An 18,276-nucleotide genomic window follows, 5' to 3' on the forward strand; every position below is an offset into this window, starting at 1 on the left:
GGCGCGGGGATGGGCAGTCCGGCATTGCTAGCCTGTCCCCGTGGAGGAGTGGATCGAGCACCGCCGCGGCGACGGCGAGCGCCTGGGCTGGATGCGGCCGGAGGCGGACGGCTTCGTCGCCGTCGACCTGCTCGGCCGCGAGCGCACCGGCGTCGTCGACTGGCTCACCGCCGAGGAGGCGCTGGAGGAGACCGGAATCGGCTACCTCGCCGACATCTACGAGCTGCGGCAGGCGGACGGCAGCCTGCTGCGGGTGCGCATCGCGGAGGTGTCGCCGCAGCGCATCCTCGTGAAGCACGACGACTTCGGGGCGGTCGGCATGCCGCAGCTGTACATCGACCTGCCGTTCCCCGCCCCGGAGGGGCTGCAGCCGCTGCAGCGCTGACGCGGCCGCCGAGCTGCCCCCTGTTGCGGGCCGGCGGCCCGGCGTTAGCATCCGGGCCAGGCGCCGGCCCGCGCGGCGCAGGAGGGTGTGTGCCGCCATGACCGAGCCGTTCCCCAACATCGCCGACCACGGCCTCATCGGCGACCTGCAGTCCGTCGCGCTGGTCTCGACCGCCGGATCCGTCGACTGGTTCTGCGCGCCGCGGTTCGACTCGCCGTCGATCTTCGCGTCGCTGCTCGACCGCGAGAAGGGCGGATACTTCCGCATCCACGCCACGGGGGAGGGGATGCGCGTCAAGCAGATGTACTTCCCGCAGACGGCCGTGCTGATCACCCGGTTCATGAGCGAGGCCGGGGTCGGCGAGGTGATCGACTTCATGCCGGTCGCCGACGAGCCGACCGTGCCGACGCCGAACCGGCTGCTGATGCGGGCGATCCGGATGGTGCGCGGCGAGCTGACGTTCCGCGTGGAGTGCCGCCCGCGGTTCGACTACGGCCGCCGGACGCACTCGGCGACCGCGTACCCGCACGGCGTCCGGTTCGAGTCCGGCGACACGAGCGCCGCGCTGCACGGGCTGGGCGGCGACGCGCTCGACGGGGACGACGTGGACGTCTCGCTCAGCCTGCGGGCGGGCGACCTGCGGATGCTGGTGTTCGAGACGGAGCCCGAGTCGGCCCCCCACGAGCTGACCAGGGCGAGGGCCACCCGGCTCTTCGACGAGACCGTCGGCTTCTGGCGCGAGTGGATCGGCCGCAGCACCTACCGCGGCCGCTGGCGGGAGGCGGTCGAGCGCTCCTCCATGGTCCTGAAGCTGCTGCAGTACGCGCCGACCGGGGCGCTCGTCGCCGCCCCGACGGCCGCGCTGCCCGAGCAGCTCGGTGGCGTGCGGAACTGGGACTACCGCTACACCTGGATCCGCGACTCCTCGTTCTCGATCGACGCGCTGCTCGCGCTCGGCCACTCGGAGGAGGCCCTGGGCTTCATCCTCTGGGCGGCCGACCGCGTGGCCGAGCAGGTGGGGGAGGCGTCGGGACCGCTCAAGATCATGTACAGGATCGACGGGTCCTCCGACCTGGAGGAGCTCACGCTCGACCACTTCGAGGGCTACGCCGGGTCGCGCCCGGTGCACGTCGGCAACGGCGCCGCCGACCAGCTCCAGCTCGACATCTACGGGGAGGCGATCGACGCCCTCGCCATCGGCGAGCGGGTCCGCGCCATCGGCCACCCGGGCTGGACCAAGCTCGTGTCGATCATCAACTGGCTCGTCGACAACTGGGACCAGCCCGACGAGGGCGTGTGGGAGACCCGCGGCGGCCGCAAGGACTTCACCTACGGCCGGATCATGTGCTGGGTCGCCTTCGACCGCGCGATCCGGATGGCGACCGAGCGGGGGAGGCCGGCGCCGCTGCCGGCCTGGCTGGCCGCCCGCGACGCGATCTACGAGCAGGTGTTCACGCGCTGCTGGAACCCCGAGCGGCGCGCCTTCGTGCAGTATCCAGGGACCGACGTCCTGGACGCCATCACCCTGCTGATGCCGATCGTCGGGATGATCTCGCCGCAGGACCCGATGTGGCTCTCGACGCTCGACGCGATCACCGAGGAGCTCGTCACCGACAGCCTGGTGTACCGCTACAACCCGTCGGCGTCGCCGGACGGGTTGCCGGGATCCGAGGGCACCTTCTCGCTGTGCTCGTTCTTCTACGTGCGGGCGCTGACCGACGCCGGCCGGCTGGACGACGCCCGCTACGCCTTCGAGAAGATGCTCACGTACGGCAACCACGTCGGGCTCTACGCGGAGGAGATCGACCCGGCCGGCCTCCAGCTCGGCAACTTCCCGCAGGCGTTCACGCACCTCGCGCTGATCAGGGCGGCCATCAGCCTGGACGCCGCGCTGAACGCGCATCCGACGGTCGCGACCGGAGGGGGCCTCGTATGATCCCGCTGACGATCGGGACGGCGGCGGAGGCGCCGGAGCGCCCGGCGGTCATCGACGGCTCGCGGTTCAACCGGCACACCTTCTGGTGCGGGCAGAGCGGGTCCGGCAAGACGTACGCGCTCGGCGTGGTGCTGGAGCAGCTCCTCCTGAACACGGAGCTGCCGGTCGCGGTGCTCGACCCGAACGCCGACTTCGTGCGCCTGGCGGCGATGCGCGAGGATGCCGACCCGCAGCAGGCCGCGCGCCTCGCCGCGCTGGATGTCCGGGTGCTGCACTCCAGCACCTCCACCGAGCCCCAGCTGCACACCCGGTTCGTCGACCTCAGCGTGCGCTCGCAGGCGGCGGTCGGCCGCCTCGACCCGATCGCCGACGAGGAGGAGTACAACGCCCTCCTGCACCTCGACAAGGACGCCGGCCACTTCGACCGGTCCACGTTCCTCACCTCGCTCGTCGGGTCGCCCGACCCGGCCAGGCACCGGCTCGGCCTGCGCATCGACAATCTCGAGATCCTCGACTGGCCGCTGTGGGCGTTCGGCGGCGGCTCCGCGACCGACGTGCTCGACGAGCGGCCGCGCGTGACCGTGCTCGACGTGGGCGGGTTCGCCCACCCGGCCGAGCCGCAGGCGGCCGCGCTCGGCGTGCTCGAGCATCTCTGGGAGCGGAGGATGGAGCGGCGGCCGCTGCTGATCGTCATCGACGAGGCCCACAACTTCTGCCCGCCGGAGCCCCGCAACAGCGTGGAGGCGCAGCTCACCGAGCAGCTCATCCAGATCGCCGCAGAGGGCCGCAAGTTCGGGCTGTGGCTGTTCCTCTCCACCCAGCGGCCGACGAAGATCCACCCGAACGTGCTCTCGCAGTGCGACAACCTGGGCCTGATGCGGATGAACGCGCCACGCGACCTCGCCGAGATCGCGGACGTGTTCGGGTTCGTGCCGCAGCACCTCCTGGAGCAGTCTCCGTCGTTCCGCAAGGGCGAGGCGCTGTTCGCGGGGGCGTTCAGCGACGAGCCGCAGCTCGTGCGGATCGGCCGGCGGCTGACCACGGAGGGCGGCGGCGACCTCTCCGTCGAGCCGAGCGCGGTCGCCGGAGCCTGACGTGGCGACGACGGTCCCGCACCCGACGCACCGTGCGGTCTGGCGGCACTGGGGCACACCGGCTGCGGTCTACGGCACGGTCGTGTACGCGAGCCTGATCGCCGCGACCTCGGTGGAGGCCGACCACGCGAGCGCGGGCCGCATCCTGCTGTTCTGCGTCGTCACGATCGTCGTCTTCTGGCTGGCGCACGTCTTCTCGGTCGCCCTCGCCCACCACGGCGACGCGGACAGCGTCGGGGTGCGGGTGCGCGACTCGCTCGGCCACGCCCTGTTCGAGTCGAGCGGGATGCTGGAGGCGGCGATCGTGCCGAGCATCCCGCTGGTGCTCTCGATGTTCGGGCTGCTCCCGGTGCGCTCGGCCGTCGTGCTCTCGCTGTGGTGCGCGGTCGTGGTGCTCGCCGGGCTGGGGTATCTGGCGTTCCGCGTCCGCGACCGGCCGATCTGGGTGCGGCTGGTCGGCGCGGTGGCGACCGCGCTGTTCGGGGTGGCCGTGGTGGCGCTGGAGGCGCTGCTGCACTGACGGAGCGCGACTCACCCTCCGGAGGCGGTGGCCTCGCCCTTGTGCGCCTTCTGCTCCTGCCGCACCGCCTTGCGCTCTGCGCTGTCCAGCTTCATGAGCGCACGCGTCGTCTCCAGGTCGCCGAGCATCGGCCGCCAGGTGCGGGCCCGCGGATCGGAGTCGACCAGGACGGCGCGGACCAGCAGCGTCAGCGGCACGGCCAGGATGGCGCCGATCGCCCCGAGCACCACCGCCCAGAACAGCACCGAGAAGAACGTCAGCGTCTGGCTGAGCGCCACCGCGTTGCCGACCACCTTCGGCTGCACCACCGACTGCACGACCGCGTTGATGACGCCGTAGACGATGATGACGGCGACCACGGTCGGCCAGCCGCCGGTCAGCCAGCCGAACACCAGCGGCGGCACGAGGGCGATGAAGTAGCCCACGTTCGGGATGAACGAGCACAGGAACGACAGGATCGCCCAGAGCAGCGCCGCCGGCACGCCCAGCAGCAGCAGGGCCACGCCGTTGATCACGCCCTGCACCACGCCGAGCGCGGTGGTGACGACCATGTACCGGCGGACGCTGTGCGCGAACCCGGTGAGCGCGTACACGAGGTTCGGACGCACCGGCTGGAGCTGGCGCAGCAGCGTCGGCGTGTAGGCGGCGTCCGCCGGCATCAGGATGAGCATCGTCAGCACCACGACCAGGAACGACACCAGCCCCAGCGCGCCGCCGAGCAGCCCGGAGAAGAAGTTCAGGAACTTCGACGGGTCGAAGCCCGAGCTGATCTGCTGCACCTCCTGCGGCCCGATGCCGATGCTCTGCAGCCAGGCGCCGATCTGGGCGCCCGTCTCCTCCAGCTGCGGCTTGTACTGCGGCAGCATCCCGACGAACTGCGCGAGCGCGATGACCATCACCGCGGCGAAGGCGGCGAGGAGGGCGAAGATCGTGAGCGCGACCGCGCCGGTGGCGACCCCCTCCGGCGTGCCGTGCTTCGTCAGCCACACCCGCACCGGCTGGGCGCAGATGGTGAGCACGAGCGCGAGGAGGGTCGGCGCCAGGATGCCGCTGATCGCGGCCATCCCGAACGACACCACCGTCGCGCCGGCGAGCGCGAGCAGGATGCGCGTGCTGCGGCCGACGCCCGTCTGCACCGCCGCCGCGCTGGACTCGGCATCGGCGTCGTCACCGGTCGGAGGCTCCGGCTGCGGCTTCTTGGTGCGGCGGCGCAACGGCCACCACTGCGGTGCCGGCATGGGTGCTCCTCCCTGTGCGCCCGGCGGAGGTCCGCCGCGCGGCGGGATGCGAGCCGCGCTCGCCTGCCGCGCGGCGGGGTGGCCGGGCGGGTGCGTGCCCGCCCGGCCCGGTGTGGGTCAGGCCGTCGGCGCTGCCGGCGGGGTCGTGCCGGTCGGCGGCGCGGTCGCCGCCATCGGTGCGGCGTGCGCACCGGCTGCCGGCCCCGCGGAGGCGGCGGGCCGCCCGAGCGCGACCGACTTGAGGTGCTCGAACTCGGCCGGCGAGATGGCGCCCGAGTCGAGGAGGGCCTTGGCCTTGGCGATCTCGTCCGCCGGGCTCGACCCGGCGACCTGGCGGATGTAGTCGTCGGTCGCCGACTGCATCTGACGGGCCTCCCTCTGGTTGCGCTCGGCCATGCCGGGGCCGCGCGCGATCAGGTAGACGAGCGCCGTGAGGAACGGCACGAAGATCAGGAAGATGATCCACAGCGCCTTCCACCAGCCGTTGAGCTTGTGGTCACGGAACAGGTCGCTGATGATCGCGAACAGCGCGAACAGATAGGCCACGAACGCGAAGCTCCAGAAGAAGAGCCAGACGACACTCCAGAAATTGCTCCAGTCCATTACGGTTCACCCCTCCCTCCGGGCTCGGTCGAGCCTGGATGTGGGCTGAAGATAACGCCGCGAGGGCCCACCCGGCTATACCGCAATTTCTCGGTCTTCCCGTGGCCGACGACGGCTCGTACCGTTGGGCCGTGCGGACAGCTCCGCGTGCGCGGCACCCCTCCGCCGCGTACGCGGTCTCACGCACCGGTCCTGCGACAGGGGGGCAGGACAGCGAGCCGGACGCCGGGTCAGGCGATGCCCTCGGGCAGCGCCTCGGGCAGCGCCTCAGGACAGCGCGGCCAGCTCCCGCGGCAGGCGGTCGACCAGCTCTGACGCCAGGTACCCCACCGGCGCGAGGTCGGCGGCCAGGCCCGCGCCGGCCGCGGTGTGCAGGTAGGTGCCCCATACGGCGGCCTGCAGCGGGTCGGCGCCGCGGGCTGCCAGCCCCGCGATCGCCCCGGACTGGGCGTCTCCGCTGCCGGAGGTGCCGAGGCCGTGGTCGTCGTCGTCGAGGGCGAACAGCCTCCCGTCGGGGGAGGCGATACGGCCGAAGCAGCTGACCACCGCGTCGTAGCGGCGCGCGATGGCGACGGTGTCGGCGTCGAGCGAGCGGAGGTCGCGGCCGAGCAGCCGCGCGGCCTCGGCCTGGTTGGGCGTGAGGATGCGCGGGCCGCGTCCGGCGAGCCGCGGGTGCCCGGCGAGCGCCCCGAGCGCGAAGGCGTCGAGCACGAGCACGGTGTCGCGGCCGGCAGCGCGCGCCGCGCGGGGGAGCATCCGGGTGGTCTCCGCCGCGTCGTCGAGGCCGGGCCCGAGGAGCACGGCGTCGGCCGACCCGAGGTCGTCGGCGGCCGCCGCGATCGCGGTGCCGCGGACGTGCCCCGCGCGCGTCTCGGCGAGGGCGACCACGCCCGACTCCGGGACGGCGACGGCGACGCCGGCCGCGACCGAGGCGCCGACCGCGAGGGTCAGCCTCCCCGCCCCGACGCGCAGCGCCGCCCGGCCCGCCAGCATCGCCGCGCCGGGGGAGCGGGAGGCGCCGCCCACCACGAGCACGGAGCCGCGGGACCGCTTGGACCCGGTCGCCTCCGGCAGCGGCCAGCCGCGCAGCAGCTCGGGAGTGACGCGGCGTGCGGGCGGCGCGTCGTGGTCACGCGTCGGCACGGGTGGCTCCCGGGTGCTCGGTGGCGGGGAGGCCGGCGACCGCGAGGTGGGCGTCGTCGGCGAAGGCGTCAACGCTCCACCGGCCGTCGTCCCCCTGCGAGAGCGCGGTCAGCGACGCGTTGGTCACCGGGCGCGTGAGGAGGAACTCGGCCAGCTCCTCCTCGGTCATCCCGAGCAGGACGTACAGGAAGACGCTCACGATGGCGTCGTGCGCGAACACCGCGACCGTCTCGGCCGCGGGCAGGTCGCGCAGGAACGACCGCAGCCGCAGCGCGAGGTCGGCCCACGACTCCCCGCCCGGCGGCCGGTAGTACAGCTTGCCGACCCAGCGGCGGCGGGCCGCCTCGTCGGGGAGGCGCCGCTCGACGCCGAGCGTGGTCAGGGCGTCGATGACGCCGAGCTCGCGGTCGCGCAGGCGCTCGTCGATGCGCAGCGGCACCTGCTCGCCGAGCGCGATGCGTGCCGTCTGCAGCGCCCGCCGGTAGGGGGAGCTGAACAGCACGACGTCGGCCGGCAGCGCGTCGCGCAGTCGCGCGCCCAGGGCGGCGGCCTGCAGCTCGCCGAGCGGGGACAGCGGGATGTCGGCGTCGCGCGCCTCCACCGCGATCGTCTCGCTGCCCGCGGCCTCGGCGGCCGTGGCGGCGACGTTCGCGGTGCTCTCGCCGTGCCGGATGAGGAGGAGCCTGCGAGCGGTCATGCCGAGGACTGTACGCCCGCCCAGTCCAGCACGCGGAGCGCGCGCAGCGTCACCATCCTGCTGGGCTCGCCGACGGTCTCCAGGTCGATGAGCGGACGGCCGGGCATCACCGCGTCGAGCAGCCAGCGCCCGTCGGGGAGGCGCTTGCCCTCGACCAGGCGCACCGCCTCCTCCGCACGCTCGTCGTACGGGACGCCGGCGGCACGCAGGTGCTCGAGGCCGCGCAGCACGTCGTAGTGCCAGTAGGCGGGGAACTGGAAGGCGAGCCAGTGCTCGTCCGGGATGGCGCCGTCGCGCAGCCTGCGCATCATCCGGCGCGCGAGGAGGTACTCCTGGCCGCGGGCGATCGCCGCAGCGACGTCGGTCGCGCCGCCGCCGTCGCGGTAGGCGGCCAGCCCCTCCAGCACGCAGATCGTGCTGTGGAACGAGCCGGGCTCCTGCCGGGAGCGCGCGTAGCAGTTCCAGCCGCCGTCCTCCTGCTGCTGCGAGAGGAGGAGCGCCACCAGCTCCTCGCGCGTCTCGCCCAGCAGCGCGCCGGCCGTGAGGACGCGGCCGTTGATGCACGGCTCCTCCTCGCCGACGAAGAAGGGATGGTGGTCCCACTCGGCGCCCCAGTCGACGCCGGCCTTCACCCGCTCGACCGCCTCCCGCACCCGGGCGTCGCGCGGGTCGACCCCGAACGACGCCAGCAGCAGGAGCGCGTCGTCTGTCGCCGTGCGGTCCTCCGGGAGCCAGACGGCGCCGCCCCAGGTGCCCTCGGGATCCTGCAGGTCGAGCACCTGCGCGCCCCAGCCCTCCCGGGCGACGCGGTCGCGTTCGGCGGCCACCTCCTCCTCGGGCGCGTGGAGCAGGTCGCGCATGACCTGCCAGCGCACCGCAGGATCCCCTGTGAGCAGCCACTCCACCACATCCATGCCGCCGACCCTAGCCCCCGCAGCGCGCGCTGCCGAGTCGTGAGCACCTGCGACGTCCCCGCCGAGTCGTGAGCACATGTCACGACTCGGCGGGGGAACCCGCCACGAGTCACGACTCGGCGGCCGCCGACCGGGCGTCAGATGAAGGACTGGGTGCCGAGCACCGCGAGCAGCGCCAGCTTCTCGGCGGCCTCGGTGCGCGGGGCGGCCGTGAGCACGAGCAGGCACTGCGACTGGTCCTCCGTGAACAGCGCCTGGCAGTCCAGCTCGATCGGGCCGAGCTCGGGATGGATGAGCGTCTTGTGATCCTCGAACCGCCGCGCCACCTCGTGCCGCTCCCACAGCTCCACGAACTCCGGGCTCTCCCGGTGGAGCGCCCGCACGATCTCGCCGGCCCGCGACCGCGCCCCGAGCGCGCCGTAGGCGTCGCGCAGGGAGGCGACCTGGGCGCGGCTCTGCCGGTCGCGGTCCTCCTCCGGGTACATCGCACGCGCCGCCTCCGGCTGCGTGAACCAGCGGTAGTACTCGCTGCGCTCCATCCCGGTGTAGCCCGACCGGTCGCCGAGCAGCGCGACGGCCATGCGGTTCTGCACGAGCGTCTCGCCCGTGTTCGACAGCACCAGCGCGGGCGTGTCCTCCAGCCGGTCGAGGACGCGCTGCAACGCGGGCGCGACGTGCCCGCTGCCGGTGATCCGATCCGGCGGGTTGTGGCCGGCGACGCGGAACAGGTAGTCGCGCTCGTCCGCGCTCAGCCGCAGCGCCCTGGCCAGCGAGCCGAGCATCTGCTCGCTCGGCTGCGGGCCGCGGCGCTGCTCCAGCCGCGTGTAGTAGTCGGCCGACATCGCCGCCAGCATGGCGACCTCCTCGCGCCGCAGACCCGGGGCGCGTCGGCGCGCGCCCTCCGGCAGCCCGACGTCGGCGGGCTGCAGCGTCTCCCGGTGACGGCGGAGGAAGTCGGCGAGCGCGGCACGGTCCATCCCTCCATGATGCGCGACGGCGACCGCCGCAACCAGGGATCGCGGATCCCCCGATCAGCGGTTCCCTTCCTGCGCCTCCCGCCGTGACGGAGGCTGTCGGCATGGACATCACAGGGAACACCGTCTTCATCCCCGGCGCGACGAGCGGCATCGGCCTCGCGCTGGCCGTCGCCCTCCACGAGCGGGGGAACACCGTCGTCGTCGGCGGCCGCCGCGCCGACCTGCTCGACCGGATCGCCGCCGAGCACCCCGGGATCGACACCGTCCGCATCGACACCGCCGACCCCGAGAGCATCCGGGAGGCCGCCGACACCGTGCTCGCCGCGCATCCCGACCTCAACGTGCTCATCACGATGGCCGGCATCATGCGGGTGGAGGACTGGCACCGTCCCGAGGGCTTCCTCGCGTCGGCGGAGGCGACCGTCACCACCAACCTGCTCGGCCCGATCCGCCTGATCGGCGCGTTCGTCGAGCACCTGCGCACGCGGCCCGACGCGACCATCGTCACCGTCTCGTCCGGCCTCGCGTTCGCGCCGCTCGCGGCGACGCCGAGCTACAACGCCACCAAGGCCGCCATCCACCTGCTCAGCGAGAGCCTCCGCCTCCAGCTCGCCGACACGAGCGTGAAGGTCGTCGAGCTGGAGCCGCCGTCGGTCGCGACCGACCTGATGCCCGGCCAGCGCGACAGCGCCTTCGCGATGCCGCTCGACGCGTTCGTCGCCGAGGTCATGCAGCTCATCGAGACGCAGCCGGACGCCACCGAGCTCCAGGTCGAGCGCGTGAAGTTCCTCCGCTACGGGGAGGCCCGCGGCGACTACGACGAGGTCGTGCGCGTCCTCAACGCCTCCGACCCGCACGGCAAGGACGCCGCCGCCTGACACGCGGCGCGGGCCTCACGTCCAGCCGGCCGTGAGGCCCTGCCACGCGGCGAGCTCCTCGACGGCGGTGCGCACGGCCTCCCGGGTCAGCGCGTCGAACGGCTCGTCCTCGTGCACGGCGGCCACCCGGAGGAGGCCCGCCCGGCGATCGGCGGTCGCATCCAGCTTCCCGATCAGGCGGTCCTCGTGAAGGATCGGCAGCGCGAAGTAGCCCCAGCGCCGCTTCTGGGCGGGCTTGTACATCTCGAGCAGGTACTCGAAGCCGAACACCTCCTGCGTGCGCACGCGGTCGTGGACCAGCCGGTCGAACGGCGACAGCAGCGCGGTCCGCCCGCGGAACCCCGTGCCCGCCTCGTCCGCGCCGACCAGGGCCGGGTCGACGCGCCAGCGCAGCCGGCTGCCCGCCACGACCGCCTCCTCGCCGGCCTCGCCGACGAGCTGCGGGCGGGCGATGCCGAGCGACCGGAGCCTCCGCTCGTCGCGCAGCGGCCGCGCCTGCTCCTCGGGCACGGGGTCGAGCAGCTGCGGGTGGATGCGCTCGGCGAGGTCCCAGGTCCGCTGGCGGCCGATCCGGCCGGCGACCGCGATCTCGCCGCGGGCGGCGAGCGCCTCGAGCATCCTGGTCACGTTCTGGTCGTGCGTCCACCCGCTCGACTGCCACGGTGTCTGCGCGGTGTCCGGGATGTCTTTCGACAGCAGCGGTCCGTCGGCGCGCAGGCGGTCGAGCACGTCCTGCCGGAAGCGCGGGTTCGCGGCCAGCCACGCCCTCCAGCCGCCGTGCTCGGGCCCGCCGGACATCCTGTCGAGCAGGAGCGGGAGGTCCGAGACCGGCCGGATCATCGCGAACGGCGGCGTCACCGGGTCGTCCTGCGCCTTCAACTCGTACAGGAGGCGGTCCTCCTCGAGCGCGCGCCGCAGCTGCTCGGGGCGGTAGCCGGGGCCGAGCCGGGTGAAGGCGATGAGGTCGGCGCTCGGGGCGACGGCGGCGGTCGGGTCGAGCTGCAGGAAGGTGAGATGCTCGACGAGCGGAACCAGCTCCGCCGGTCGTTCGGCGTCGAGGCGTTGCGCGCGGACCGCGATCCGCCGCGCCTCCTCGCGCTCGAGCCGGATGGTCACGCCGTCGTCTCGCCCAGCACCCGGCGGGCCAGCAGGTCGCCGACCAGCGGTCCCATCGTGAGCCCGCCGGCGCCGAAGCCCGCGTTGACGAACAGGTCGTCGTGGCCGGCGACCGGTCCGAACGTCGGCGCGTCGCCCTCGGGCAGCGGCCGCAGCCCGACCCGGGTCTCGACCACGGTGGCGTCGGCGAGGCCGGGGGCGACGGACAGGGCGTCGGCGAGCACCTGCTGCAGCCCGGCCGCCGTCTCGCGCGGGTCGAACCCGGCTCCGGTCTCGCGGGTCGCTCCCGCGACGACACGTCCGCCGTCGAACGCGACGAGGTAGTGCGGAGCCACCGGGTGCACCGACGGCCAGTCGCGCGTCTCGACCCCCTCGACGCGCAGGTGGACGAGCTGACCGCGCTGGGGTTCGACTCCGACGCGCGCGCCGAGGGGTGCGAGCAGCCGGTCGGTCCAGGCGCCGGCGGCCACGACGACGGCGTCGGCCGGGAGGCTGCGGCCGTCGACCGTCACGCCGCCGCCTCCGGTCAAAACGGCGGTCCCGTCGTGAAGCCTGGCCCCGTGCGCCTGCGCGCCGGCCAGCAGCGCCTCCCGGAGCCGGCGGCCGTCGACGCGCGCGCCGCCGCTGAGGTGCAGCGCGTCGAAGCCGTCGCCGAGCGGCGGGAACAGCGCGCGCGCCTCCGCCCCGCCGATCCTCCGCACCTCGCCGATCGTCGCGGCCTCCGCCGCACGCGAGGCGATCCGCTCCTCGGTCGCGTCGATCACCGCGCGGTCGCGGTTGACGATGAGCGCGCCCGCGCGGTGGTAGCCCACGTCGTGCACGCCCGCCTCGGCGAGCCGCGCGACGACCTCGGGATAGAAGTCGGCGCCGGCCGCGTACAGCCGGTAGAAGTCGCCCTCGGCCGCCGAGCTCCAGGGCTGGATGATGCCGGCGCCCGCCGAGGTCGCCCTCCCCGGGAGCCCGGCCTCCACGAAGGTGACCTCGGCCCCGCGGCGCGCGAGGGCGAACCCGGTGGCCGCGCCCGCGACGCCCGTTCCGACGACGGCGACGCGGAGGGCGGCCGGGCTCAATCGATCACCTCGAGGATCTTCTCGGCGAGCTCGCGCGGCCGGGTGAACATCGGCCAGTGCCCGGTCGGCAGCTCGACGACCTCCCAGTCGCGCAGCTCGCGAAGCTCGGACACGAACTCCGCGCCGCCCTCGACCCACGACCGCAGCTGGTCGCCGCCGAACTCGCACGCGATGACCGTGGCCGGCACGGCGCGCCGCCGCTCGTCGTCGTCCAGCTCGATCGCGCCGGTCGCCACGAGCCCGGGCTCCGGGACCGCCTGGCGGCGGAACTCCTCGCGCAGCTCGTCCGTCAGTTCGACGAGGTCCTCATCGTCGAACGCCTTCCAGTCCGGCAGCGGGACGACCCCGTCGACCGGCTCCAGGCCGGACGGGATGACGGAACCGGGAGCCAGCGGCCATGAGTCCACGTACACCACGCGCGCCACCCGCTCCGGCCGCGCGTCGAGCGCCGCAGCGGCGAGCGGTCCGCCGCCCGAATGGCCGACCAGCACGACATCGCGCTCACCGCCCTCCGGGTCGCCCAGCGCGTGCGTCTCGCCGGCGCCGTCGATGGCGGCGACGATCGCCGCGACCTGGTCGGGCACGGTCACGACGGCGCGTGCGGGGTCGTCGGGCTCCAGGCCGGGAAGGGTGAGCGGATGCGCCCGGTGCCCCGCGTAGTCGAGGTGCCGCGCCACCTCCTGCCACGCCGACGCGCCGAGCCAGAATCCGGGGACGAGCACGATCTCCATCCCACGACGCTACCCGGACCCGCCGACACCGGGCCAGGGGCACGACGCCCGGCTGCGCCGACCCGTCAGCGCCGGTCCGTCAGCGCCGATCCGTCAGCGCCGCGCCGTCGACCACAGGGCCGCGGCCACCAGCACCGGCTGGAAGAACAGGCGCACGAAGCGCTTGCGATCGGTGTCCAGCCCGAAGGCGTCGCGGTGGTGCCGCCACTGCGCCAGGTTGCCAGGGAATACGGCGACGAAGAACGCCGCGGCCGCCCTGCCGACGAGGCTGCGGCGGCGCCGCGCGACCAGCAGCGCCGTGCCGAGCGCGATCTCGGCGACACCCGAACCCAGCACGACCGCGTCCTCGTCGAGGGGGAGGGACGGCGGCACCTGCGCCCGGAACTCGTCCCGCGCGAAGGTGAGGTGGCTGGTGCCGGCGAAGACCAGCGCGGCCCCCAGCAGCACTCGGACGACGGTACGGGGTGCGGACATGGCGGTCCCTCTCTTCTCTGGCTGTGCTGTCTGATCAGTCTGCCCGCGTCTCACGCGGTGTCGCGCGCCGGCTCTCCGGGCGCAGACCCGGTCTCGGCGCTCTCGGACGCGGCGACCCTGCCGTCGGACGCGGCGCCGGTAGCCTCCGCCGCCGCGCCGCCATCATCGTCGTCCCCGCGCCGCCGCCCGCGGTCGCCGAGCGACAGCGTGGCGACGAAGCCCACGGCGAGGAAGCCGGCCGCCGCGAAAGCCGCCCACCGCGTCCCGACGCTGAACGCCTCCTTGGCGTCGGCGGCGACCCCGGCGGTCCGGTCGTCCGCCTCCAGGCCGGCGATCGCCGCTCCGGAGCTGTCGACCACCGCCGAGACCACCTGCTCGCGCTGCGCCTCCGGCAGCCCGCGCTCCTGGAGGCTGCTGTCGAGCACGGCGGTCGCCGTCCCGAACAGCACCGTCCCGAGGATCGCGATGCCGAGCGCCGAGCCGATCTGCCGTGCGGTGCTCTGCGTGCCGGAGCCCTGGCCGCTGCGGTCGACCGGCACATCCTTCAGCACCACGCCGGTCAGCTGCGCGGTCGCGAGCCCGACGCCGAAGCCGTAGACGAACAGGAAGGGGATGAGCGCGCCCCACGGCGTGCCGGCGGTGATCACGAGACCGAGCCCCGCGACCCCGACGATCTCGGCGGCCAGGCCGACGCGCACGATCGCGACCGGCGCGATCCGGTTGCCGAACGCGCCGGCGAAGCCGCTCGCGACGAAGGAGCCGACCGCCAGGGCCAGCAGGATGAGCCCGGTGTCGAGCGCGCTGTAGCCGAGCACGTTCTGCAGCCAGATCGGCAGCGCGAGGATGATGCCGAACTCGCCCAGCGAGACGATCATCGCCGCCAGGTTGCCGTTGCGGAACGACGGGATGCGGAACAGGTCGAGCGCCAGCATCGTGCTCCTGCCCGCCTTCAGCCTGGCCCGTCCGCGCAGCACGAACAGCACCCCGCCGACGATCGCGACGGCGAACGCGATCGGGATGGGGGAGAGCGCCCACGGCCAGGTCCAGTCGCCGACCGTGGGTGCGGTGTCGACCAGCCACCAGCCGTAGGTGCGCCCCTCGATGAGGGCGAAGACGAGGGAGGCGCTGGTGATCACCGAGAGCACGGCGCCGAGCGGGTCGATCCCGGTGCGCGCGCCCTCCCTGCTCTCGCTGACGGTCAGCAGCACGCCGACGACGATGATGATGCCGAGCGGGATGTTGATGCCGAACGCCCAGCGCCACGAGAAGGCCGTGGTCAGCCAGCCGCCGAGCAGCGGCCCGATCGCGGTCATGCCGCCGATGGTCGAGCCCCAGACGGCGAAGGCGATGGCGCGCTCCCTGCCGCGGAAGGTCGCGTTGATGATCGACAGCGTCGTCGGCAGCACCATCGCGCCGCCGACGCCCTGCACGAGGCGTGCGCCGATGAGGAACCCCCCGGTCGGCGCGAGCGCCGCGGCGACGGACGCCAGCACGAAGATCGTCACGCCGAGCAGCAGCACCCGTCGCCGTCCGAAGCGGTCGGCGAAGGCGCCGAAGACCAGCAGCAGCGCGGCGAAGACGAGCGTGTACGCCTCCTGCACCCATTGCACGCCCGTGGAGTCGACGCCGAGGTCGTCGACGATCGAGGGGATCGCGACGTTGACGATGGTGGAGTCGACGATGATCAGCGCCACGGCGATGCTGATGAAGACCAGCCCGAGCCAGCGGCGGCGTCCCTCGGTCATATTCCCTCGCTCTGGTAGTAGTCAGCAAGCTGATGAATGCGACGGTACCACCTCGGCGCCGCGAGGAGGAGTTGCGGACCCCGGGAATACCGGAACACCCTCTGCGTTGAACTTGAGTGCACGTCGCTCAACTTTAGAAACAGGAGACATCAGTGCCCGAGAACTTCACTCCCGAGAACAACGGCGAGAACTCGTTCGACGAGTTCCTGGCCCGGTATCTCGCGGGTGAGCGTGCGCGCGCCGCACGCTCCATCGACATCAGCCGGTTCCTGAGCCGGCGCACGCAGGAGCTCCTCGCGGAGGCCGGCCGCTACGCGCTGTCGCACGGCCACCGCGAGCTCGACGCCCTGCACATCCTCCGCACGATGGCGGAGCAGGAGCCGGCCTCCGACGCCATGCGCCGCATCGGCGTCGACCCGGCGAACGTCGCCGCGGCCGCCGAGCTGCGCCTTCCGGCGTCCGGCTCGGCGATCGACGCCGACGGCGCCTCCATCACCGCGTCGGCGCAGCGCGCGCTGTTCCACGCGTACCAGGTGGCCCGCGCCTCCGGCTCGACCTACATCGACCCCGAGCACCTCTTCTTCGCGCTCGTGATCGGCCAGGACACCCCGGCCGGCCAGGTGCTGCAGGCCGCGGGCGTCACTCCCGACGCCCTCACCAGCTCGATGCGGCAGACCGAGCCCGTCGGCGGCATGTCCGGCGAGCAGGAGGCCGCGCAGAGCGCCTCCGAGACCCCGATGCTCGACAAGTTCGGCACCGACCTCACCGCGCTCGCCCGCGAGGGCCGGCTCGACCCGGTCATCGGCCGGCTCGACGAGATCGAGCAGACCGTCGAGATCCTCTCTCGCCGCACCAAGAACAACCCGGTGCTGGTCGGCGAGGCCGGCGTCGGCAAGACCGCGATCGTGGAGGGCCTGGCCAGCGCGATCGTGGCCGGTGACGTCCCCGAGCAGCTGCGCGACAAGCGGGTCGTCACGCTCGACCTGGCGGGCATGGTCGCCGGGACCCGGTACCGCGGGGACTTCGAGGAGCGGCTCACGAACCTCATGGACGAGATCAGCGCCTCCGACGGCGAGCTGATCGTGTTCATCGACGAGCTGCACACCGTGGTCGGCGCCGGAGGGTCCGGCGAGTCCGGCGGCATGGACGCGGGCAACATCCTGAAGCCCCGTCTGGCCCGCGGCGACCTCCACCTGGTCGGCGCGACGACGCTCAAGGAGTACCGCCGCATCGAGAAGGACCCGGCGCTGGAGCGCCGCTTCCAGCCGGTGACCGTCGGCGAGCCGTCGATCGAGGACGCCGTCCTCATCCTCGACGGCCTGCGCGGCGCCTATGAGGAGCACCACGGCGTGCGCTACACCGAGGACGCGATCCGCGCCGCGGTGGAGCTCTCCGACCGTTACATCTCCGACCGGTTCCTGCCCGACAAGGCGATCGACCTGATCGACCAGGCCGGCGCGCGGCTGCGGCTCTCGCTGGGCAAGCGCGTCGACGCCTCCGAGCTGATGCAGCGGCTGGCGACCCTGGAGTCCGAGAAGAACTCCGCCGTCGCCGCCGAGCACTACGAGGAGGCGTCGCGCCTGCGCGACGAGATCGAGCAGGTGCAGCGCGAGCTCGACGGGCTCAGCGCCGCCCCGCGCCCCGACGCGGTCGTGGACGAGCCCGAGATCGCGGCGATCGTGTCGCGCTCGACCGGCATCCCGGTGTCCCGCATCGGCGAGGCCGACCGCACCCGGCTGGCCCGCCTGGAGGCGGAGCTGCACGAGCGCGTGATCGGCCAGGACGACGCGGTCGTCTCGGTCGCGAAGGCCGTGCGCCGCAACCGCACCGGCCTCGGCGACGAGCACCGTCCCGTCGGCAGCTTCCTCTTCCTCGGCCCGACCGGCGTCGGCAAGACCGAGCTGGCGAAGGCCCTGGCGGCGTCGCTGTTCGGCGACGAGAAGGCGATGCTCCGGTTCGACATGAGCGAGTTCGGCGAGCGTCACACCGTCGCCCGCCTGGTCGGCGCCCCTCCCGGGTACGTCGGCTACGACGAGGCCGGCCAGCTGACCGAGCGCGTCCGCCGCAACCCCTACTCGGTGGTGCTGTTCGACGAGATCGAGAAGGCGCACCCCGACGTGTTCAACCTGCTGCTGCAGGTGCTGGACGACGGGAGGCTGACCGACGGCCAGGGCCGCACGGTCGACTTCCGCAACACGGTCGTGATCATGACCTCCAACCTCGGGTCGGAGTTCCTGGCCAGCCGCAGCGGGGCCCTCGGCTTCGTCGCGCCGGGCGCGGACGGCTTCTCGAGCGAGAAGGACATCCGCGACCGGGTGATGGGCAAGCTCCGCGAGGCGATGCGGCCCGAGTTCCTCAACCGCATCGACGAGCTGGTGCTGTTCCGGAAGCTCGACCGGGAGCAGCTGCGCTCCATCGTCCGCCTGCTCCTGGGCGCGACCTCGGGCCGTCTGGCGGCCCGCTCCGTGGCCCTCGAGGTCACGGACGCCGCGGTCGAGTGGATCGCCGAGGCCGGCTACGAGCCGGAGTACGGCGCCCGCCCGCTGCGCAGGGTCATCCAGCGCGAGGTCGACGACCGCATCGCCGACCTGATGGTGTCCGGCTCCCTCGAGGACGGCGGCACCGTCACGGTCGACGCCGACGGCGGCGAGCTGCGGGTGACCGCGGCGCGCGCCGAGGTGCCGCTGGCGGCGTAAGCGCCCTGTACCCGGCTCCCACCCCGGAACCCCGCCGAGTCGTGACATGACGTCACGAC

At 73.5% G+C, this 18,276-nt stretch carries 17 protein-coding genes; 6 read left to right on the forward strand and 11 right to left on the reverse strand.

The genetic code is table 11. The annotated features are described in order from the left end of the window. Nucleotides 1-40 precede the first annotated feature (40 nt). From ACR9ZG_RS12065 to ACR9ZG_RS12080, 4 genes are all read left to right on the forward strand, one after another. Nucleotides 41-385 (forward strand): hypothetical protein, encoded by a 345-nt coding sequence (locus tag ACR9ZG_RS12065; RefSeq protein WP_481285083.1) that lies wholly within the window; start codon nucleotides 41-43, stop codon nucleotides 383-385. 97 nt (nucleotides 386-482) lie between these two features. Continuing rightward, nucleotides 483-2,321 carry a glycoside hydrolase family 15 protein gene (locus ACR9ZG_RS12070; protein WP_481285084.1) on the forward strand — a complete coding sequence of 613 codons (1,839 nt, stop codon included), beginning with the start codon at nucleotides 483-485 and terminating at the stop codon, nucleotides 2,319-2,321. Beyond that, the gene (locus ACR9ZG_RS12075) at nucleotides 2,318-3,415 is read left to right on the forward strand and encodes an ATP-binding protein (protein WP_481285085.1); all 1,098 of its coding nucleotides are present in this window, start codon (nucleotides 2,318-2,320) and stop codon (nucleotides 3,413-3,415) included. The genes ACR9ZG_RS12070 and ACR9ZG_RS12075 overlap by 4 nt, the downstream gene beginning before the upstream one ends. A 1-nt stretch (nucleotide 3,416) precedes the next feature. Next, nucleotides 3,417-3,935 carry a hypothetical protein gene (locus ACR9ZG_RS12080; RefSeq protein ID WP_481285086.1) on the forward strand — a complete coding sequence of 173 codons (519 nt, stop codon included), beginning with the start codon at nucleotides 3,417-3,419 and terminating at the stop codon, nucleotides 3,933-3,935. Between the two features lie 11 nt (nucleotides 3,936-3,946). Here the strand turns inward: ACR9ZG_RS12080 and ACR9ZG_RS12085 are convergent, their stop codons facing one another. From ACR9ZG_RS12085 to ACR9ZG_RS12110, 6 genes are all read right to left on the reverse strand, one after another. Then, complete coding sequence (locus tag ACR9ZG_RS12085; protein WP_481285087.1) at nucleotides 3,947-5,173, reverse strand: AI-2E family transporter; 1,227 nt, start codon at nucleotides 5,171-5,173, stop codon at nucleotides 3,947-3,949. Nucleotides 5,174-5,290: 117 nt separating this feature from the next. Continuing rightward, nucleotides 5,291-5,776 carry an SHOCT domain-containing protein gene (locus tag ACR9ZG_RS12090; protein ID WP_481285088.1) on the reverse strand — a complete coding sequence of 162 codons (486 nt, stop codon included), beginning with the start codon at nucleotides 5,774-5,776 and terminating at the stop codon, nucleotides 5,291-5,293. Nucleotides 5,777-6,043: 267 nt separating this feature from the next. Then, nucleotides 6,044-6,919: an ADP-dependent NAD(P)H-hydrate dehydratase gene (locus ACR9ZG_RS12095; RefSeq protein ID WP_481285089.1), complete on the reverse strand. Its 876-nt coding sequence runs from the start codon at nucleotides 6,917-6,919 to the stop codon at nucleotides 6,044-6,046. Next, nucleotides 6,906-7,616, reverse strand: coding sequence for a histidine phosphatase family protein (locus tag ACR9ZG_RS12100; protein ID WP_481285090.1), 711 nt, complete (start codon nucleotides 7,614-7,616; stop codon nucleotides 6,906-6,908). The genes ACR9ZG_RS12095 and ACR9ZG_RS12100 overlap by 14 nt, the downstream gene beginning before the upstream one ends. Then, on the reverse strand, nucleotides 7,613-8,530 hold the full coding sequence (locus ACR9ZG_RS12105) for a hypothetical protein (protein WP_481285091.1): 918 nt from the start codon (nucleotides 8,528-8,530) through the stop codon (nucleotides 7,613-7,615). The genes ACR9ZG_RS12100 and ACR9ZG_RS12105 overlap by 4 nt, the downstream gene beginning before the upstream one ends. Nucleotides 8,531-8,667: 137 nt before the next feature. After that, nucleotides 8,668-9,507, reverse strand: a complete 840-nt coding sequence (locus tag ACR9ZG_RS12110) for a helix-turn-helix transcriptional regulator (protein ID WP_481285092.1) — start codon at nucleotides 9,505-9,507, stop codon at nucleotides 8,668-8,670. Nucleotides 9,508-9,608: 101 nt separating this feature from the next. Here ACR9ZG_RS12110 and ACR9ZG_RS12115 point away from each other — a divergent pair, with 101 nt between their 5' ends. Beyond that, nucleotides 9,609-10,385: an SDR family oxidoreductase gene (locus ACR9ZG_RS12115; RefSeq protein ID WP_481285093.1), complete on the forward strand. Its 777-nt coding sequence runs from the start codon at nucleotides 9,609-9,611 to the stop codon at nucleotides 10,383-10,385. Between the two features lie 15 nt (nucleotides 10,386-10,400). On the opposite strand, the gene ACR9ZG_RS12120 is transcribed toward ACR9ZG_RS12115, so the two are convergent. The 5 genes from ACR9ZG_RS12120 to ACR9ZG_RS12140 form a co-directional block, all read right to left on the reverse strand. Then, a complete protein-coding gene (locus ACR9ZG_RS12120; protein WP_481285094.1) occupies nucleotides 10,401-11,501 on the reverse strand; it encodes a DNA glycosylase AlkZ-like family protein in 1,101 nt (366 codons plus the stop codon). Then, nucleotides 11,498-12,571 carry an NAD(P)/FAD-dependent oxidoreductase gene (locus ACR9ZG_RS12125; RefSeq protein WP_481285095.1) on the reverse strand — a complete coding sequence of 358 codons (1,074 nt, stop codon included), beginning with the start codon at nucleotides 12,569-12,571 and terminating at the stop codon, nucleotides 11,498-11,500. Before ACR9ZG_RS12125 ends, ACR9ZG_RS12120 begins: the two co-directional genes overlap by 4 nt. Beyond that, nucleotides 12,568-13,302: an alpha/beta fold hydrolase gene (locus ACR9ZG_RS12130; RefSeq protein WP_481285096.1), complete on the reverse strand. Its 735-nt coding sequence runs from the start codon at nucleotides 13,300-13,302 to the stop codon at nucleotides 12,568-12,570. The genes ACR9ZG_RS12125 and ACR9ZG_RS12130 overlap by 4 nt, the downstream gene beginning before the upstream one ends. 93 nt (nucleotides 13,303-13,395) lie before the next feature. Then, nucleotides 13,396-13,776 carry a DoxX family protein gene (locus tag ACR9ZG_RS12135; RefSeq protein ID WP_481285097.1) on the reverse strand — a complete coding sequence of 127 codons (381 nt, stop codon included), beginning with the start codon at nucleotides 13,774-13,776 and terminating at the stop codon, nucleotides 13,396-13,398. 50 nt (nucleotides 13,777-13,826) lie between these two features. Beyond that, a complete protein-coding gene (locus ACR9ZG_RS12140; protein WP_481285098.1) occupies nucleotides 13,827-15,521 on the reverse strand; it encodes a DHA2 family efflux MFS transporter permease subunit in 1,695 nt (564 codons plus the stop codon). 152 nt (nucleotides 15,522-15,673) lie between these two features. Here ACR9ZG_RS12140 and ACR9ZG_RS12145 point away from each other — a divergent pair, with 152 nt between their 5' ends. Continuing rightward, a complete protein-coding gene (locus ACR9ZG_RS12145) occupies nucleotides 15,674-18,217 on the forward strand; it encodes an ATP-dependent Clp protease ATP-binding subunit (protein ID WP_481285099.1) in 2,544 nt (847 codons plus the stop codon). The last annotated feature ends 59 nt before the right edge of the window (nucleotides 18,218-18,276 follow it).

This window comes from Leifsonia sp. KNZ12-8B (genome assembly GCF_056755495.1).

Bases quoted from the DNA above. Each gene is read 5' to 3' on its own strand.
- ACR9ZG_RS12130 (WP_481285096.1), bottom strand. From the start codon at position 13,302: ATGGAGATCGTGCTCGTCCCCGGATTCTGGCTCGGCGCGTCGGCGTGG.
- ACR9ZG_RS12085 (WP_481285087.1), bottom strand. From the start codon at position 5,173: ATGCCGGCACCGCAGTGGTGGCCGTTGCGCCGCCGCACCAAGAAGCCG.
- ACR9ZG_RS12090 (WP_481285088.1), bottom strand. From the start codon at position 5,776: ATGGACTGGAGCAATTTCTGGAGTGTCGTCTGGCTCTTCTTCTGGAGC.
- ACR9ZG_RS12115 (WP_481285093.1), top strand. From the start codon at position 9,609: ATGGACATCACAGGGAACACCGTCTTCATCCCCGGCGCGACGAGCGGC.
- ACR9ZG_RS12105 (WP_481285091.1), bottom strand. From the start codon at position 8,530: ATGGATGTGGTGGAGTGGCTGCTCACAGGGGATCCTGCGGTGCGCTGG.
- ACR9ZG_RS12135 (WP_481285097.1), bottom strand. From the start codon at position 13,776: ATGTCCGCACCCCGTACCGTCGTCCGAGTGCTGCTGGGGGCCGCGCTG.
- ACR9ZG_RS12070 (WP_481285084.1), top strand. From the start codon at position 483: ATGACCGAGCCGTTCCCCAACATCGCCGACCACGGCCTCATCGGCGAC.
- ACR9ZG_RS12075 (WP_481285085.1), top strand. From the start codon at position 2,318: ATGATCCCGCTGACGATCGGGACGGCGGCGGAGGCGCCGGAGCGCCCG.
- ACR9ZG_RS12110 (WP_481285092.1), bottom strand. From the start codon at position 9,507: ATGGACCGTGCCGCGCTCGCCGACTTCCTCCGCCGTCACCGGGAGACG.
- ACR9ZG_RS12140 (WP_481285098.1), bottom strand. From the start codon at position 15,521: ATGACCGAGGGACGCCGCCGCTGGCTCGGGCTGGTCTTCATCAGCATC.
- ACR9ZG_RS12100 (WP_481285090.1), bottom strand. From the start codon at position 7,616: ATGACCGCTCGCAGGCTCCTCCTCATCCGGCACGGCGAGAGCACCGCG.